This window comes from Amycolatopsis sp. NBC_00345, from assembly GCF_036116635.1.
Taxonomy (GTDB): Bacteria; Actinomycetota; Actinomycetes; order Mycobacteriales; family Pseudonocardiaceae; genus Amycolatopsis.
In genome coordinates this window covers 3,023,267-3,041,502 of record NZ_CP107995.1, presented here as the reverse complement: position 1 = coordinate 3,041,502, position 18,236 = coordinate 3,023,267, and the positions used below count along the sequence as shown (strand labels likewise).

Here is an 18,236-nt window from a genome sequence, read left to right as displayed (position 1 = left end):
CCGCGGACCCCCTTCAATGGACGGCGATCGATGACTACGGTGCACGATTTTCCGGAGAAATCCGGGAGTGCGTCGAACCTGACCGCGCGGGTCCTTTCGGACCGCGCGGCGGGGGAGGCGTACGTCGCCTCGGTGTGTTTCAAACACGGCCCACCGAGACTGCTCGGCGTGGAACTGGAGTTCACGGTGCACCACACCGGGGACCCGGCCCGCCCCCTCGACCCCGACCTCCTGGCCACGGCGCTCGGCCCGCACACCCCGCGGACGTTGCGCCCCGACAGTCCCGCGGCCCCGCTCCCGGCCGGTTCGCTCCTGAGCCTCGAGCCCGGCTGCCAGGTGGAGATCTCCACCCTTCCCCAGGCCTCACTGCGCGAGCTGCACGCAGTCGTCTCGGCCGATCTGTCCTCCCTCATCACCCTCCTCGCCCGGCACGGCCTCGTGCTCGGCGAGTCGGCGATCGACGCCCACCGGCCGCCGCGGCGCGCGCTGCGCACCCCGCGGTACGCGGCCATGGAGCGGCGGTTCGCTCCGCTGGGCGAGGGCGGCATCACCATGATGTGCAGCACCGCGGGCCTGCAGATCTGCGTCGACGCCGGTGAGGCCGACCAGTACGCGGCCCGCTGGGCGGCGGCCCACTCGATGGGCCCGCCGCTGCTCGCCACCTTCGCCAACTCCGCCGTGCACGCCGGCCGGGACACCGGCCACGCGTCCGCGCGCTGGCTCGCCGTGCTCGGAACCGAGCCGGTGCGCACCGTCTCGGCCGAGCCGGGGCCGGACCCGGCGGCGGAGTGGGCGCGGCGGATGATGGACACCCCGCTGATGGTGCTGCCCCGCGGCGAACGGCCGTGGGACGCGCCGGAGGGCCTCACCTTCGCGGACTGGATCGGCGGCCGCGGCGCGGCCGGGATGCTGCGCCGCCCGACGGCCGAGGACCTCGACTACCACCTCACCACGATGTTCACGCCGGTGCGGCCGCAGGGGTACCTGGAGATCCGGTACCTCGACGCCCAGCCGCCCGGCGAGTGGCTGCCCCCCGTCGCGCTCGTCACGGCCCTGTTCGCCCGTCCGTCCACAGTGGACCGGGTAGTGGAGCTGTGCGCGCCGGTGGCGGGGCGCTGGGCCGACGCGGCCCGGCTGGGACTGGCCGACGCCGGCCTCGCCGCCGTCGCGCGGGAGCTGGCCGAGCTCGGGATCGCCGAGCTGGGCACCACCGGCCTGCCCGACGAGACCATCACGGAGATCACCGGGAGCGTGCGCGCACGCGTGAACGGATCCAGGAGTCAGGAACGATGAGTGTCACCCCGGAGCACAACCCGCTGCTCGAACTGAGCCCGCAGGACCTGCGGGCGCACGCGGCCGAGGCCCTCACCCGGGCCAGGGCCCGCAGTATCGCCCTCACCGACGCGGTCGACGACGAAGACCTCGTGCGGCAGCACTCGAAGCTGATGTCGCCGCTGGTCTGGGACCTCGCGCACATCGGCAGCCAGGAAGAGCTGTGGCTGGTCCGCGACGTCGGCGGCCGGGAGCCGCTGCGCCCGGAGATCGACGACCTGTACGACGCGTTCCAGCACGCGCGCGCCGACCGGCCGTCCCTGCCGCTGCTCGGGCCGGCCGAGGCCCGCGCCTACGTGCGGGAGGTCCGCGAGAAGGCGTTCGACGTGCTGGAGAAGGCGCCGCTGGAAGGCAGCAGGCTCACCGAAAGCGCGTTCGCCTTCGGCATGATCACCCAGCACGAGCAGCAGCACGACGAGACCATGCTGGCCACCCACCAGCTGCGCCGGGGCGAGCCGGTGCTGCACGCGCCGGAGCCGCCGCGCCCGCCCATGGCCCGGCTGCCCGCCGAGGTCCTGATCCCCGGCGGCCGGTTCACCATGGGCACCACGGCCGAGCCGTGGGCGCTGGACAACGAGCGCCCGGCGCACGAGGTCGACGTGCCGGCGTTTGTCCTCGACACCGCGCTGGTCACCTGCGGCGCGTACGTCGAGTTCCTCGATTCCGGTGGTTACCAGGACCGGCGGTTCTGGAGCGAGGACGGCTGGGCCTATCTGAAGGACCACGACATCACCGCGCCGCGGTTCTGGCGGCGCGAGCCGGGCGGCTGGTGGCGGACCCGGTTCGGCGTGCACGAGCCGGTGCCGTCCGACGAGCCCGTGGTGCACGTGTCGTTCCACGAGGCCGAGGCGTACGCGCGGTGGGCGGGCAAGCGGCTGCCCACCGAGCCCGAGTGGGAGAAGGCGGCCCGGCACGACCCGGCGTCCGGCCGGTCCCGCCGGTTCCCGTGGGGTGACGAGGAGCCCACGGCCGAGCACGCCAACCTCGGCCAGCGCCACCTGCGCCCGGCCGCGGCGGGCGCGTACCCGGCCGGCGCGTCGCCGCTGGGCGTGCACCAGCTGATCGGTGACGTCTGGGAGTGGACGAGCACGGGCTTCTACGGCTATCCGGGGTTCTCGGCGTTCCCGTACCGGGAGTACTCGGAGGTGTTCTTCGGGCCGGAGTACAAGGTGCTGCGCGGCGGCTCGTTCGGCACCGACCCGGCGGCGATCCGGGGCACGTTCCGCAACTGGGACTACCCGATCCGGCGGCAGATCTTCGCCGGCTTCCGCTGCGCCCGCGACCCGCGTCCCGGCGAGGTGACGTAGGCGGCATGTGCCGGCACCTCGCTTACCTCGGCGCGCCCACGTCGCCCGCCGAGCTGATGTTCGCCGCCCCGCACGCGCTGCTCGTGCAGTCCTACGCGCCGCGGGACATGCGCGGCGGCGGGTCGGTCAACGCCGACGGCTTCGGCCTCGGCTGGTACCCGGAACCGGGTGCGGAGCCCTTGCGCTACCGGCGCCAGGCTCCACTGTGGACGGATCAGGCGCTGCCGGCGCTGGCCGCCTCGGCGCGGACCACGGCGTTCGTCGCCGCGGCCCGCAACGGCACCACCGGGATGCCGGTCACCGAGGCGGCGGCCGCGCCCTTCGTCTCCGGCCGGTGGCTGTTCAGCCACAACGGCGTCGTCCGCGGCTGGCCCGGCTCGATGGCCGGGCTCGCCACGGGGCTCGACGTCACCGAGCTGCTCACGCTGGAGGCGCCGACGGACTCGGCCCTGCTGTGGGCGTTGCTGCGGGAGCGGCTGCACGCGGGGCAGGACCCGCTGGCCGCCGTGACCGCGCTCGTCGGCGAGGTCGAAGCGGCCGCGCCGGGCTCGCGGCTGAACTTCCTGCTCACCGACGGCGAAACGCTCGTCGGGACCACGTGGACGCACGCGCTGTCGATGCTCCGCACCCCCGGCGGGGTGGTGCTGGCGTCGGAGCCGTGCGACCCGGACCCGGGCTGGACCGCCGTCCCGGACCGCCACGCCGTGCGGGTCACCGCGGACGGCGCCGAACTGTTCCCCCTGACTTTCGATCGGAGTACCCCCTGATGACCGAGGCCGACCTGGAGAGCCATCGCAGCGACGTGACCGGCGAGCTGCGCGCCGACGTCCGCGCCGGGCTCACCGCGGAGCAGAAGTGGTTGCCGCCCAAGTGGTTCTACGACGCGGACGGCAGCGAGCTGTTCGAGAAGATCACCGCGCTGCCGGAGTACTACCCGACGCGCAGCGAGCGCGAGGTGCTCGCCGCGCGGGCCGGCGACGTCGCGCAGCTCACCGGCGCGCACACGCTCGTCGAGCTGGGATCCGGGTCGAGTGAGAAGACCCGGCTGCTGCTCGACGCGCTGACCGGGCACGGCACGCTCGAGTCGTTCGTGCCGCTCGACGTCTCGGAGTCCGCGCTCGCCGAGGCCACCGAAGCGATCGCCGCCGACTACCCGAAGCTGGCCGTCCGCGGCGTCGTCGGCGACTTCACCCGGCACCTGGGCCTGCTGCCCGGGGGACGGCCGCGGCTGGTCGCCTTCCTCGGCGGCACGATCGGCAACTTCCTGCCCGAAGACCGCGCGACGTTCCTGCAGTCGGTACGCGAGGTGCTCGACGAGGGCGAGTGGCTGCTGCTCGGCACGGACCTGGTGAAGGACCGCGAAACGCTGGAGCGCGCGTACGACGACGCGGCCGGGGTCACGGCGGCGTTCAACCGCAACGTGCTGCGCGTGATCAACACCCGGCTGGGCGGGAACTTCGACGTCGACGCGTTCGAGCACGTTTCCCATTGGGACAGCGAGAATGAGTGGATCGAGATGCGGCTGCGCGCGCGGCGGGCGCTGACCGTCGACATCCCGGGCGCCGGCCTGGAGGTGCGGTTCGCCGAGGGCGAGCACATCCGCACCGAGATCTCGGCGAAGTTCCGGCCCGGCGGCGTCGAGGCGGAGCTGAAGGCCGCCGGGTTCGGCCTCGAACGCTGGTGGACCGACTCCCGGCAGCGGTTCGGGGTGAGTTTGGCAAGATCTGTCCGTGGCTAACCCTCTCGCGAACCTCGCCCGCAAGCTCGGCACCCAGCCCTGGGTGATGGAGGCCTCCCGCGGAATCATCTGGGCGGACAAGAAGCTCCACCGGTGGTTCGGCGGGAAGGTGAGCCTGGTGGGGATCGCCGGGCTGCCCTCACTGCGGCTGACCACGGTGGGGCGCAAGAGCGGGCTGCCCCGCTCCACGAACCTCCTGTACTTCCCGCACGGCGCGGACTTCGTGCTCACCGGGTCGAACTGGGGGCGGCCGCAGAATCCGGCCTGGACGTTCAACCTGCGCGCGCTTTCGGAGGCCGAGGTGGCCATCCGCGGGCGGGAGGTGGCGGTCAAGGTGCGGGAGCTGGAAGGGGAGGAGTACGACCGGATGTGGGGGGAGCTGCTGGAGTTCTGGCCGGGCTACGAGATGGAGCGGGTGGCGGCGGGGAGGCCGTTGCCGGTGTTCGTGCTCTCGCCTCGGTAGCGGCGAGGTGCCTTGCGCCCCGGTAACGGCGGAGGTGCCTTTCGCTCCGGTAGCGGTGGAGGCGCCTTCGCCTCGGTAACGGCGAGGGCGCCTCTCGCCTCGGTAGCGGCGGGTGCTCCAAGGGGTGCCTTGGGTGGGTGCCGGGGGTGCCTTTGGCGGGGTGCCCTGGATGGGGCGAGGGGGTGCCTTGAGTGGGGTTTTTGTAGCGCGATCTCCTCCTTTCGGCCGGTGCCCCGGTTTGGCCGGTTGTGCGAGTCTCGCCCGTGGTGACGGACCGTGCCTGAGTGGGTGCGGACGTGAAACGGGAGGGTGTGAGGTCTTGCGGGGATCCAGAAGAGTGCGGGCGGCCGCGCTGGTGGTCGCGCTCGGCGCGGGGACGGCGCTCGCGGGAGCGGGCTCGGCGGCGGCGACCCCAGCGGCGGCGGCCGGGGGAGTGCAGGCAGCGCAGGCCGGGGCAGCGCAGATCGGGGCAGCGCAGGCCGGGGCAACGCAGGCCGGGGCAGCGCAGGTGGGGAGAGTGGCCGGCGTCGCCTGGGGGACCTGCCCCGACGGGACGCTGACCGGGGTGCCCGCCGACCAGCTGAAGCTGTACAGCTGTGCCCGCTACCGGGTGCCGGTCGACCATGACAACGCGGCGCTGGGGACCATCGACATCGCGCTGCTCAAGCGGGCGGCGAAGGTGCCCGCGCAGCGGATCGGGTCGTTGTTCCTCAACCCCGGTGGGCCGGGCGGGTCCGGGCTGCGGATGCCGATCGCCGGCTCCGCCTACTTCCAGCCGCAGGTGCTGGACCGGTTCGACCTGATCGGGTTCGACCCGCGCGGGGTCGGCGACAGCAACCCCCTGCGCTGCTTCACCACCGCCGAGGACGCCAACGAGGTCTTCGGCGCGATGACGCCCGTCCCGCTGTCGCGCGGCGAGATTTCCACGACGCTCTCGGCGTACAAGGACTACGGCCAGTTCTGCAAGAACAACGCGGGCGCGCTGCTGAACCACATGTCCACCAAGGACGTGGTGCGAGACCTGGACCAGCTCCGCGCCGCCGTCGGCGACCAGAAGCTGACCTACGTCGGCTTTTCCTACGGGACGCTGATCGGCTCGACGTACGCCGCGATGTTCCCGAAGCAGGCCCGGGCGATCGTGATCGACGGCAACGTCGACCCGCAGCTGCGGACCACCGACGGCGTCACCTACGACCTCCAGCGCGCGCAGGGCTTCGAGATCTCGCTCGACGGCTTCCTCAAGCGCTGCGACCAGGCCGGCGACCGGTGCGCGTTCAGCTCCGGCGACCCGCGTGCCAAGTTCGACGAGCTGCGCGCCTACCTCAAGGACCAGCCCGTCAAGCTGCCCGGCGGCCAGTCGCTCGACATCAACGGCTTCACCGGGTCGGTTTCGAGTGCGCTGTACTCGCCGGCCGGGTTCGGCTACCTGGCCGAGGACCTGCAGACGCTGTACGACGCCATCCACCCGGCGGGCGCGCAGCCGCAGTCCCCGCAGTCCCATGCCGCAGTGAGCCACGGGCTGAAGACGCTGGCCTCGGGCAAGAGCGGCCTGGCCGACCTCGCCCCGGACAGCCCGTACACCAGTGACGACTCGTACTTCGGCGTGAACTGCGCGGACAAGCCGATGGCGATCAGCCAGGCGCAGGTGCCCGGGATCGCGGGGAAGGCGGACCGGCAGTCGCCGACGTTCGGGCGCTACCAGGTGTTCTCCGACATCGCCGCGTGCCCGGTCTGGCCGTCCGCGAAGAAGTCGGACCGGTACTCCGGCCCGTGGCACGCGAACACCGACGTGCCCGTGCTCGTGGTCAGCAACTTCTACGACCCGGCCACGCAGTACGCGTTCGGCAAGAGCATGGCCGCCGAACTGGGCAACTCCCGGCTGCTCTCGGTCGACTCCTTCGGCCACTGCATCCTCGGCGACGCCCTCGGCGTGGACCAGGCCGCGGCCGACTACCTGATCGACCTCAAGGTGCCGGCGGAAGGCCAGGTGTTCCAGCCCAACACTCAGCCGTTCGAGGCCCCGGCGGCCGCGCGGGGCTGACCGGCGGCTGATCGCGGCGCGAACCGGGCCGTCGGCGACCGATCGGGTCGCGGCGGCCCGGTTTCGCGTCCTGGCCGGGCGCTGGGGTAGTTTCGGCTCGAAAATCGGGCATAACGGGACGACGCTCTTGTCAGCAGGACACCGACCCGCGAAAGTGGCCGCCAGAAGTTCACCTGAGGGGAGTTGACGTGCGGCGCTCGGTGGGCTTGCTCTGCGCTGCCGGGTTCGTGGTCGTCGTGGTGGGCACGACGGTCGCCGTGACGCTGATGCCGCGGGACGACACGGACCGGGCCGGCCCGATCGGGGTGTCGCGGTCCGTGTGCGGCGACGGCTGGACCGCGCCACAGTCCGGTTCGCAGACGCTGCAGGTGCGCAACAACGCCGCGGTCACCATGGAGGTCGAGGTCATCGACCCCGCCACCGGCACGGTGTTCGGCGAGCTGGACGGCGTCGGGGCCGGCACCACGCGCTCGCTCCCGGTCAACCTCGGCAACGGCGGGTACGCCCTGCGCTGCATCCCCGACGACGGCACCCCGTTCGTCGGCGCCACGGTGCAGGTCACCGGCGGCGCGGCCCGGCCTGGTCCGGCCGTGGTGCCCGTGACGAACGCCGACCTGCTCGAACCGCTCAAGCAGTACCACGCCTACGTCGCCGACGGGCTCGGCACGCTCGCCGGCCAGACCGCCGCGCTCAAGCAGTCCGTCCACAGTGGAAACCGCGAGGTGAGCCGGCGCGCCTGGCTCACCGCGCACCTGACCTACGAGCGCCTCGGCGCCGCGTACGACGCGTTCGGCGACTCCGACGGCGCGCTCAACGGCACCACCGACGGCCTGCCCGGCGGCGCGGCGGACCCGGGCTTCACCGGCTTCCACCGCCTCGAGAACGGCTTGTGGCACAACGAAAGCCTCGGCGCCCTGGCGCCGGTCGCGGACCAGCTCGACGCCGACGCCCGAGCCCTCCAGACCGCGTTCGCCGACGCCCAGATCGACCAGAACGACCTCGGCCTGCGCGCGCACGAGATCATGGAGAACACGCTGCAGTTCGAGCTGACCGGCCGCACCGACTACGGCAGCGGCAGCAACCTCGCCACCGCCGGCGCGAACGTCACGGGCACGCGCGCCGTGCTCGACGTGCTCAGGCCGCTGCTGGCCACCCGCTTCCCCGGGCTGAAGGACCTCGACGCCTGGCTGGACCGGACCGAACGCGACCTCAAGGCCGTTGAAGGCAGTTCGCTGGCGGAACTGACGCAGCCGCAACGAGAACGCGTCAACGCCGACGTCGCGGAACTCACCGAGCGCCTCGCGCCCATCGCCGCGATCGCCGAGCCCCGGAGGGTGTCGTGACCCTCGGGCGGCGCGCGTTCCTGCGCGGGGCGGCGGCCGCGGGCGCCGGGGCGGGCCTGGCCGGGATGGCCGGCAGCGCGGCGGCGAGCAACAGCGGCAACCCTTCGTGGGTCCCGTTCCACGGGCCGCGGCAGGCGGCGGTCCTCTCGGACCCGCCGCGGCACTCGGTCGTCGCGGCCTTCGACGTCGTCGCCGAGGACCGCGCCGAGCTGGCCGGCCTGTTCAAGGAGCTGACGGACCGGGCGCGGTTCCTCACCGGCGGGGGAGCGCCCGCCGCGCTCGGCATCACCGGCCCGCCCGCCGACTCCGGTGTGCTCGGGCCCGAGGTGCCGCCGGCGGAGCTGTCGGTGCTGCTCGGCGCCGGCTCGTCGCTGTTCGACGACCGTTACGGCCTCGCGCCGCGCAAGCCCGCGAAGCTCAAGCCGATGACGATGTTCCCGAACGACGCGCTCGAGGAGGCCTGGTGCCACGGCGACCTGAGCCTCACCCTCAGCGCCGAGGAACCGGACACCGTGCTGCACGCCCTGCGCGACCTCACCCGCGCCACCCGCGGCGGCATGCAGCTGCGCTGGAAGATCGACGGCTTCGCCTCGCCGCCCCGTCCGTCGGGCGCGCCGCGCAACCTGATGGGCTTCAAGGACGGCACGGCCAACCCGGAGCCGCCCGAACTGGACAGTCTGGTGTGGACGGACGACGGCGGCAGCTACCAGGTGGTCCGGCTGATCCGGATGCTGGTCGAGTTCTGGGACCGGGTCTCGCTTTCGGAGCAGGAGAACATGATCGGCCGCCGCCGTGACACCGGCGCGCCGCTCGACGGCGACGGCGAGCTCGACGTGCCGCGGTACGGCCAGGACCCCGTGGGCACGGTGATCCCGCTGACCAGCCACATCCGCCGCGCCAACCCGCGCACGCCGCAGACCGACGGCGAGCGCATCCTGCGGCGCGCGGTGAACTACGACCGTGGGGTGGACTCGAACGGCAACCTCGACATGGGGCTGGTGTTCACCTGCTACCAGCGTGACCTCGAGCGCCAGTTCGAGGCCGTGCAGAAGCGGCTCGCCGACGAGCCGCTCACCGACTACATCTCCCCGTTCGGGGGCGGGTACTTCTACCTGCTGCCCGGCGTGACGGACGCGGCCGACCACTACGGCCGGGCACTACTGAGCTGAGTACTACAGGCCGGGCGACCGGTTCGGGAACCACTGGGTGGAGCGGAAAGGGGCAGGTTGTGGGCAGGAGCAAGAGGAGGACCGCGCTCGCGGCGGGCGCGCTGGCCACGGCGGCGCTGCTGGCGTCGGCGTGCGCGAGCAGCGAGGCGTCCCCGGCGGTGCCGGACCACGCGGTGGACGCGGCGGGCTTCGCCACCGCGACGCCGATCAAACACGTGGTGGTGATCTTCGGCGAGAACATCGCGTTCGACCACTACTTCGGCACCTACCCGAACGCCACCAACGAGAACGGCACGCCGTTCCGGGCCGCGCCCGGCACCCCGAAGGTCAACGGGCTGTCGCCGCAGCTCCTCAACGACAACCCCAACGCCTACAACCCGAAGCGGCTCAGCCCGGACCAGGCGCTGACCTGCGACCAGGCGCACGACTACAACAAGGAGCAGGCCGCCTTCAACGGCGGGAAGATGGACAAGTTCGTCGAGCACACCGAGAAGGACAAGTGCACGGGCCAGCCGGTGCTGTTCGGTGAACCCGGCCTGGTGATGGACTACTTCGACGGCAACACCGTCACCGCGATGTGGAACTACGCCCAGCACTACTCGCTGAACGACAACTCGTTCGACGCCGTCTTCGGCCCGTCCAGCCCCGGCGCGATCAACCTGGTCTCCGGCCAGACCCACGGCCTCCAGCCGGTGGACTCGGTGACCGGCGAGCCCAAGGTGGACCCGAAGACCGCCGCGTCGCCGGACGCCAAGGGCGTCGGCACCATGATCACCGACCCGGACCCGGCGTTCGACGACTGCTCCGACAACAACCACACCGCCACCGACAACCTCGGCGCGTTCCAGGGGCGCAACGTCGGCGACCTGCTCAACGCCCGCAAAGTCACCTGGGGCTGGTTCGAAGGCGGGTTCAAGCCGACCGGCGCCGCAGGCGGCTACGCGGTCTGCGGCACCCAGCACCCGAACGTCGGCGGCCAGGCGTCGGTGGACTACAGCCCGCACCACCAGCCGTTCCAGTACTACAAGTCGACGGCGAACCCGAAGCACCTTCCGCCCAGCTCGCTGCACGCCGTCGGCCAGGCCGACCAGGCCAACCACCAGTACGACGTGAGCGACTTCGACGCCGCGCTGGGCGCGGGCACCATGCCGGCCGTGAGCTTCCTCAAAGCACCGTCCTATCAGGACGGTCACGCCGGCTACTCGGACCCGCTCGACGAGCAGGCGTTCGTGGCCGCCGAGGTGAACAGGATCCAGGCTTCGCCGCATTGGCGCGACACCGCGATCGTGCTCGCCTACGACGACTCCGACGGCTGGTACGACCACCAGGCGCCGAAGATCGTGAACGGCTCGCACGACTCCGCGCAGGACTCGTCGATCTGCACCTCGCACCCGGTGAAGCTGGGCGGCTACGCCGACCGCTGCGGCTACGGCCCGCGCCTGCCGCTGCTGGTGATCTCGCCCTACAGCAGGGTCAACCACGTGGACCACACGATGACCGACCAGACCTCGGTGCTGCGGTTCATCGAGGACAACTGGCACCTCGGCCGGATCGGCGACGGCTCCTACGACGCGCTCGCCGCGCCGTTGAACGGGATGTTCGACTTCTCGTACCCGAAGGCGAAAACCCTGAAGCTGGACCCGAAAACCGGCGCGGTCGTCCACTGAACCCCTCGTCGCGGGGGCGACCCCGCGACGAGGCGGTGGTCACAACGGGGCCGGCCGGAGCGGGGTCCGGCGCGTACAGTGGCCGAGCTGATCACTCCACGAGCACGGAAGCGAGGTGAGCGGCACATGCCGGAAGACAGTCCTGTGCGGACCGGAATCGCCCTCACCCGCGGCTCGCGCGGGCGCTGATCGCGGCGGGGGCGTCCGGCCGCCCCCTGTCCGGCTGTGTACGCACGCCGGAAAAGAGCCGGAAATGACCACTTTCGAAATGCTGCTGCGCGTCGGCACGGGCGTCGGGCTGGGCGCCGTCATCGGGTTCGAGCGCCAGTACCGCGCCCGGATGGCGGGCCTGCGCACCAACGCGCTGGTCGCCGTCGGGGCCACGCTGTTCGTCCTGCTTTCCGCCCACGGCTTCGGCGGCCTCTCCGGCAGCGGTGACGCCGACCCGACCCGGGTGGCCGCGCAGATCGTGTCCGGCATCGGGTTCCTCGGGGCCGGCGTCATCCTGCGCGACGGCCTGAACGTCCGCGGCCTCACTGCGCTGGTCATTGCCAATCCGACCACAGTCACGGCGGAATCGGCCTGGCACAGGCGGTCGCCGATCGACCGCCTGCTTTTGGTCGGATTGGCAATGCGGCAGCCACGCTCTGGTGCGCCGCCGCCGTCGGATCACTGGCGGGCGCCGGGCTGTACCAGGTGGCGGTGGCCGGGACCGCCGTCGTCGTGGCGGTGAACGTGCTGCTGCGGGCCCTGGGCCGCGTCGTCGACCGCCGCCCGGAGACGGGTGACGAGACGCCGGCGCGGCCGACGGCACGGTCGAGGTCCGCGCCGAGCTCGCGGGCGACCAGCGCGACGACGCCCAGATGGAGTCGGCCGTCTCCCGGCTGTCGCTGGAGCCTTCGGTCTCCCGCGTCCGCTGGGACGCCGCGCCCGCGCCGGCGGAGTTTCCCGCGCACCGATGAGTTTCCGCGCCCGGTCCGGTCTACTCGGTCGAGACGAAACGACGGGAGGCCCTGATGGGCAGTGTGGGAACCGGCAGTGTTCGAACAGGCAAGGTGCGCTGGCATTTGACGATGTCGCTGGACGGGTTCGTGGCCGGTCCCGGCCATTCGATGGACTGGATGGCCGGGATGAAGGTCACCCCGGGTGTCCACGAGGAAGCGATTGGCAGTCTCGGCGCGGTGCTGGGCGGCCGCCGTGGTTACGACGCGGTCGCCGCGCAGCATCCGGGCCAGGCGAGCAGGCAGCCCTACGGCGGCGCGTGGAGCGGGCCGGTGTTCGTGCTGACCCACCACCCCGAAGACGCGATCCCGGACCCCGGCATCACGTTCCTCGACTGCGACGTGGCCGAGGCGGTCGAGATCGGGCTGGCCGCGGCGGCGGGCAAGGACCTGGAGCTCCACGGCCAGGACATCGCCCGGCAATGCGTGGAACAGGGCCTGGTCGAGGAGTTCCACGTGTACCTGGCGCCGGTCATGCTCGGCTCCGGGGTGCGGCTGTTCGACGCGCCGGGGATCGACCCGGTGCGGTGGGCTCGGATCCACGACGGTGATCCCGCGCTGGCCGTCGAACTGCGCTACCGGCCGGCCTGATGCAACGGCGAAGGCCGCCCCGGGAGAACCCGGGACGGCCTTCGCTTGCGGTGTAACGGAAATCAGCTGCGCGTCATCTTGCGCAGCACGTACTGCAGGATGCCGCCGTTGCGGTAGTAGTCGGCCTCGCCCGGGGTGTCGATGCGGACGTCCGCTTCGAACTCCACCTTCGTACCGTCCTGCTTCGTGGCGGTGACGTGCACGGTGCGCGGGGTCTCGCCGTCGTTCAGCTTGGTGATGCCGGCGATGTCGAACGTCTCGGTGCCGTCCAGCTTCAGCGACGCGGCCGACTCGCCGGCCGGGAACTGCAGCGGGATGACGCCCATGCCGATCAGGTTCGACCGGTGGATGCGCTCGAACGACTCCGTGATCACCGCGCGGACGCCCAGCAGCGAGGTGCCCTTGGCCGCCCAGTCACGCGACGAGCCCGAGCCGTACTCCTTGCCGCCCAGCACCACCAGCGGGGTGCCCTGCGCCGCGTAGTTCTGCGCCGCGTCGTAGATGAACGCCTGCGGGGCGCCGTCGACGGTGAAGTCGCGGGTGTAGCCGCCCTGCACGTCGTCCAGCAGCTGGTTGCGCAGCCGGATGTTCGCGAAGGTGCCGCGGATCATCACCTCGTGGTTGCCGCGGCGCGAGCCGTAGGAGTTGAAGTCCTTCCGGCCGATGCCGTGCTCGGTCAGGTACTGGCCGGCCGGGGTGTCGGCCTTGATCGCGCCGGCGGGGGAGATGTGGTCGGTGGTGACCGAGTCGCCCAGCTTCGCCAGCACACGCGCGCCGGAGATGTCGGTGACCGGCGCCGGCTCCGCCTGCATGCCGTCGAAGTACGGCGGCTTGCGCACGTAGGTGGACTCGGCCTCCCACTCGAAGGTCTTGCCCTCCGGCGTCGGCAGCGCCTTCCAGCGCTCGCCGCCGTCGAAGACGTCCGCGTAGTCCTTGGTGAACATCTCCTGCGTGATCGAGGAGTCGATGGTCTCCTGGATCTCCTGCGGTGTCGGCCAGAGGTCCTTCAGGAACACGTCGTTGCCGTCCGTGTCCTGCCCGAGCGGCTGGTGCTCGAAGTCGAAGTCCATCGTGCCGGCCAGCGCGTAGGCGATGACCAGCGGCGGCGACGCCAGGTAGTTCATCTTGACGTCCGGGTTGATCCGGCCCTCGAAGTTGCGGTTGCCCGAGAGCACGGAGACGGCCGTGAGGTCGTTCTCCTGGATCGCCGCGGAGATCTCGTCCGAGAGCGGGCCCGAGTTGCCGATGCAGGTGGTGCAGCCGTAGCCGACCAGGTGGTAGCCCAGCTTCTCCAGGTACGGCCAGAGGCCGGCCTTGTTGTAGTAGTCGGTGACGACCTGCGAGCCCGGCGCCATCGAGGTCTTGACCCACGGCTTCACCGCGAGGCCCTTGTCGACGGCGTTGCGCGCCAGCAGCGCGGCACCGAGCATCACCGACGGGTTGGAGGTGTTGGTGCAGGAGGTGATCGAGGCGATCACCACGGCGCCGTGGTCCAGCACGAACTCGCCGCGGTCGCTCGTCTTGACCGTGACCGGCTTGGACGGGCGGCCCGACGCGCCGTTCGCGGCGGACTGCACGTCGACCGCGTCCTCGTCCTTGAACGACAGCGAGGCCGGGTCGCTGGCCGGGAAGGACTCCTCGACGGCCTCGTCGACCTTGGTGTGCGGGGTGCGCTGGTCGTCGTCCACGTAGTCGTGCACCGACTTGCGGAACGAGGACTTCGCGTCGGACAGCTCGATGCGGTCCTGCGGGCGCTTCGGGCCGGCGATCGACGGGACGACCGTGGAGAGGTCCAGCTCGATGTACTCGGAGTACTGCGGCTCGTGCGCCGCGTCGTGCCAGAGGCCCTGCTCCTTGGCGTAGGTCTCGACCAGCGCGACCTGCTCGGCCGAGCGGCCGGTCAGCTTCAGGTAGCGGACCGTCTCCTCGTCGATCGGGAAGATCGCCGCGGTGGAGCCGAACTCCGGGCTCATGTTGCCGATGGTGGCGCGGTTGGCCAGCGGCACCGAGGCGACGCCGTCGCCGTAGAACTCGACGAACTTCGAGACCACGCCGTGCTTGCGCAGCATCTCGGTGATGGTCAGCACGACGTCGGTCGCGGTGACGCCGGTCGGGATCTCGCCGGTCAGCTTGAAGCCGACCACGCGCGGGATCAGCATCGACACGGGCTGGCCCAGCATGGCCGCCTCGGCCTCGATGCCGCCGACGCCCCAGCCCAGCACGCCCAAGCCGTTGACCATGGTGGTGTGCGAGTCGGTGCCGACGCAGGAGTCGGGGTAGGCCTGCCCGTTGCGGGACATCACCGTGCGTGCGAGGTGCTCGATGTTGACCTGGTGCACGATGCCGGTGCCCGGCGGGACGACCTTGAACTCGTCGAACGCGCCCTGGCCCCAGCGCAGGAACTGGTAGCGCTCGCGGTTGCGCTCGTACTCGATCTCGACGTTGCGCTCGAAGGCGTCGGGGCGGCCGAACACGTCGATGATCACGGAGTGGTCGATCACCAGCTCGGCGGGCGCCAGCGGGTTGACCTTGTCCGGGTCGCCACCGAGATCGGTGACGGCCTCGCGCATGGTGGCGAGGTCCACGACGCACGGCACGCCGGTGAAGTCCTGCATGATCACGCGGGCGGGCGTGAACTGGATCTCGATCGACGGGTCGGCGCTGGGATCCCAGCTGCCGAGCGCGCGGATGTGGCCGGCGGTGATGTTCGCGCCGTCCTCGGTGCGCAGCAGGTTCTCGAGCAGGATCTTCAGGCTGTAGGGCAGGCGCTCGGAGCCCTCGACCTTGTTCAGGCGGAAGACCTCGTACGAGGCGTCTCCCACCTTCAGCGTGTCTTTGGCGCCGAAGCTGTCCTTGCTGGCAGGTGCAGTCACGTCTAACTCCAGTGGCGTGGACCCGCGCCCTCGCGGGCGATGGGTCCCGGGTCAGTTCGGTGTGTGTAACGGGGTCGTCGGGCCGACCACGACCGAGTCTTGCGCACCCCCACCGTAAGACCGGAATCGGGATGGCACACCTCGTCCGTCGCCCCAAACAGTACGCGTGTCCTGTATAAACCTCAAGACGACACGCGGAGTGAGCTGGGCCATCCGGACACGCCGGGCGATGGGGGTCCCCCGATGAGGGGAATTGATGCCTACGGTGTGTGAGTTCCGCCTGAGGCTTGTGATAGTGGTGTGACTGCAGTGGCACGGGGTGTGAACGCTGCGGTGTTTTCCCTGGTGGGCGTTGTCCCTGGCGAGCGGAGGTGGCGGGTCGTGGCGATCCGGAGTGGACGCGGTGCCCGGCCCGGAGTCCGGCGTGGCTTGACGGTCGGCACGTTCGCCCTGGTGGTGCTGTTCGGCGCGACGGGCACGGGCCTCGCGGTGCCGCCGCCACCGCCGAACCCGAGCGACTCCGACCTGAACTCGTCGAAGGCGGCGGCCAACGACAAGGCCGGCGAGGTCGGCCGGCTGACCAACCAGCTCGCGCAGGCGGAGGGGAAGCTCAGCTCCCTGCAGGACGACCTCGAGCTGAAGCAGGAGCAGGCCAACAAGGCGCTGGTCGACCTGCAGACGGCGCAGGACGCGGCCACCCAGGCCGAGCAGGACGCCCAGTCCGCGCGGACGCAGGCCGACGCGGCCGCGGCCGCCATCGAGAAGTCCCGCGACGACCTGAAGAAGTTCGCCGCGGCCAGCTTCGAGCAGGGCAGCACGATCGGCTCGATCTCCGCGTACCTCACCGCCGACAGCCCGCAGGACCTGCTGGCGCGCGCCCAGCTGCTGGACTCCATCGGCGGCTCGCGGCTGAACGCGCTGGACCGGCTGCAGCAGGCGCAGACGGACAAGTCCAACAAGGACTCGGCCGCGCGCAAGGCCCTCGACGTCGCGCAGCAGAAGCAGGAAGCCGCGCGGCAGGCGAAGAGCGGCGCGGACTCGGCGCAGTCCGCCGCCGTCGAGGCACAGCAGGCGCAGGCGGCGCAGAACACGCAGCTGGAGGCGAACAAGTCTTCGGTGGAGCAACAGCTTTACGCGGCGCAGTCGAAGGTGAACGGCCTGCAGGGCCAGCGGCAGCGTTACCAGGACTGGGTCGCGCAGAAGCAGCGTGAGGACGAGGAGCGCGCCCGCCAGGCCGCGCTGGCCAGCAGCAACAACAGTGGTGGCGGGGGCCGCCCGTCCGGTGGCGGCGCCCGTCCTTCACCCGCGGCGGGTTCGTCGATCGAAGCGGTGATCGCGCGGGCGCTGTCCCAGGTGGGCCTCCCGTACGCGTGGGGTGGCGGCAACGCGAGCGGCCCGACGCGCGGCATCCGCGACGGCGGCGTGGCCGACATGTACGGCGACTACCGCAAGATCGGCTTCGACTGCTCGGGCCTGATGATCTACGCCTTCGCCGGCGTCCAGTCCCTTTCGCACTACAGCGGCTACCAGTACACGTCCGGCCGCCGCGTGCCGCTGTCCCAGATGCGCCGCGGCGACATGCTCTTCTACGGCGGCTCCGGCGGCATCCACCACGTCGCCCTGTACCTCGGGGGCGGGCAGATGGTGGAGGCCCCGCAGTCCGGCTCGTACGTCCGCGTGACCTCGGTCCGCTACGGCGGCATCATGCCGTACGCCACCCGGCTGATCGGCTGAGGCGTCAACTCCGTGCGGGGGCGCGCATGTCCTCGGCGTCCGCGGTGGCGGCGTTGTCCTTTTGGGACTCGGCCTCGGCCAGCCGCTGCCGCAGCGCGCCGGTGATCAGCTGCCAGGCGTCCGAGCCCAGCACGAGGCGGCGCGGCGGGTTCGCCGAATCCGCGGCGCGGATGACGGCCGCGATCGTGTTCTCCTGACTGTCGGTCATCTCCGCGGCCGGGATCGGCTCCAGGTCGGCGGGCCCGCCCCGGTACGGCGCACTGACCGGCACGCGCGGGGCCGCGTCGAAGAAACCGGTGCGGACCATGCCCGGCTCGATCAGCGTGGTGCGGATGCCGAACGGCTCGACCTCGGTGGCCAGCGCGTCGAAGAAGCCTTCGATGCCCCACTTGGTGACGTGGTAGAGCGAGAACGCGGGGAAGGTCAGCTGGCCGCCCATGCTCGACATCTGCATCAGCCGCCCGCCGCCCTGCGCGCGCAGGTGCGGCAGTACCGCGCGGGCGAGCTGGATCGAGCCGGTCAGGTTGGTCGCGATCATCTGGTCGATCTGGGCATCGGTGAGGTCCTCGGCGGTGGCGAAAACTCCGTAGCCGGCATTGGACACGACGACGTCGATGCGCTCGTGCGCGGCGAACGCGTCGTCGACCACGGTGCGCATCCGCGCGGTGTCGGTGATGTCCATCGCCCCCACCCACAGGCGGTCGCCGTAGCGCGCCGCGAGGTCGTCGAGCTGCTCCGGGCGGCGCAGCGTGGCCGCGACCCGGTCGCCGCGGGTCAGCGCCTGCTCGACGAGTTCGCGGCCCATGCCGCGGGAAGCTCCGGTCACGAACCAGGTCTTCGTCATGATCGTGTTCTCCTCGTTGTTCCTGCGTTTTTTGCTCTCGTTGTCGGAAACTCCTGTGCTGTCAAGAAAAATCCATGCGGACGATGACAGTTCCGGATCGCAGTCATACGGTCTGCGTATGGGTAGGCTCGGG

General features: G+C 71.4%; 13 protein-coding genes and 1 pseudogene. 12 read left to right on the top strand and 2 right to left on the bottom strand.

The genetic code is table 11. The features are described from left to right. The first annotated feature begins 30 nt into the window (after nt 1-30). From OG943_RS13595 to OG943_RS13545, 11 genes and pseudogenes are all read left to right on the top strand, one after another. The gene (locus OG943_RS13595; RefSeq protein WP_328610109.1) at nt 31-1,293 is read left to right on the top strand and encodes a glutamate-cysteine ligase family protein; all 1,263 of its coding nucleotides are present in this window, start codon (nt 31-33) and stop codon (nt 1,291-1,293) included. Further along, nucleotides 1,290-2,639: an ergothioneine biosynthesis protein EgtB gene (gene egtB / locus OG943_RS13590; RefSeq protein ID WP_328610108.1), complete on the top strand. Its 1,350-nt coding sequence runs from the start codon at nt 1,290-1,292 to the stop codon at nt 2,637-2,639. Before OG943_RS13595 ends, egtB begins: the two co-directional genes overlap by 4 nt. 5 nt (nt 2,640-2,644) lie before the next feature. Next, on the top strand, nt 2,645-3,406 hold the full coding sequence (gene egtC / locus OG943_RS13585) for an ergothioneine biosynthesis protein EgtC (protein ID WP_328610107.1): 762 nt from the start codon (nt 2,645-2,647) through the stop codon (nt 3,404-3,406). Next, complete coding sequence (gene egtD, locus OG943_RS13580; protein ID WP_328610106.1) at nt 3,406-4,377, top strand: L-histidine N(alpha)-methyltransferase; 972 nt, start codon at nt 3,406-3,408, stop codon at nt 4,375-4,377. Before egtC ends, egtD begins: the two co-directional genes overlap by 1 nt. Further along, nucleotides 4,370-4,840, top strand: coding sequence for a nitroreductase family deazaflavin-dependent oxidoreductase (locus OG943_RS13575; RefSeq protein ID WP_328610105.1), 471 nt, complete (start codon nt 4,370-4,372; stop codon nt 4,838-4,840). The genes egtD and OG943_RS13575 overlap by 8 nt, the downstream gene beginning before the upstream one ends. 337 nt (nt 4,841-5,177) lie before the next feature. Continuing rightward, complete coding sequence (locus OG943_RS13570; RefSeq protein ID WP_328610104.1) at nt 5,178-6,881, top strand: alpha/beta hydrolase; 1,704 nt, start codon at nt 5,178-5,180, stop codon at nt 6,879-6,881. 188 nt (nt 6,882-7,069) lie between these two features. Beyond that, the gene (locus OG943_RS13565; RefSeq protein ID WP_328610103.1) at nt 7,070-8,224 is read left to right on the top strand and encodes an EfeM/EfeO family lipoprotein; all 1,155 of its coding nucleotides are present in this window, start codon (nt 7,070-7,072) and stop codon (nt 8,222-8,224) included. Further along, a complete protein-coding gene (locus tag OG943_RS13560) occupies nt 8,221-9,393 on the top strand; it encodes a Dyp-type peroxidase (protein WP_328610102.1) in 1,173 nt (390 codons plus the stop codon). Before OG943_RS13565 ends, OG943_RS13560 begins: the two co-directional genes overlap by 4 nt. A 59-nt stretch (nt 9,394-9,452) precedes the next feature. Beyond that, the gene (locus OG943_RS13555) at nt 9,453-11,060 is read left to right on the top strand and encodes a phospholipase C (protein ID WP_328610101.1); all 1,608 of its coding nucleotides are present in this window, start codon (nt 9,453-9,455) and stop codon (nt 11,058-11,060) included. A 253-nt stretch (nt 11,061-11,313) separates the two neighbouring features. After that, nucleotides 11,314-12,022: pseudogene (locus OG943_RS13550) on the top strand (MgtC/SapB family protein). 54 nt (nt 12,023-12,076) lie between these two features. Then, nucleotides 12,077-12,652 carry a dihydrofolate reductase family protein gene (locus OG943_RS13545; RefSeq protein ID WP_328610100.1) on the top strand — a complete coding sequence of 192 codons (576 nt, stop codon included), beginning with the start codon at nt 12,077-12,079 and terminating at the stop codon, nt 12,650-12,652. Nucleotides 12,653-12,714: 62 nt separating this feature from the next. Here OG943_RS13545 and acnA read toward each other — a convergent pair whose 3' ends face one another. Next, complete coding sequence (gene acnA, locus OG943_RS13540) at nt 12,715-15,525, bottom strand: aconitate hydratase AcnA (protein ID WP_328610099.1); 2,811 nt, start codon at nt 15,523-15,525, stop codon at nt 12,715-12,717. 381 nt (nt 15,526-15,906) lie between these two features. Between acnA and OG943_RS13535 the strand changes: the two genes are divergently transcribed. After that, nucleotides 15,907-17,259, top strand: coding sequence for an NlpC/P60 family protein (locus tag OG943_RS13535; RefSeq protein ID WP_442874712.1), 1,353 nt, complete (start codon nt 15,907-15,909; stop codon nt 17,257-17,259). 4 nt (nt 17,260-17,263) lie between these two features. Here OG943_RS13535 and OG943_RS13530 read toward each other — a convergent pair whose 3' ends face one another. Next, entirely contained in the window at nt 17,264-18,103 is an 840-nt protein-coding gene (locus tag OG943_RS13530) for an SDR family oxidoreductase (protein ID WP_328610098.1), read from the bottom strand. Nucleotides 18,104-18,236: the final 133 nt, after the last annotated feature.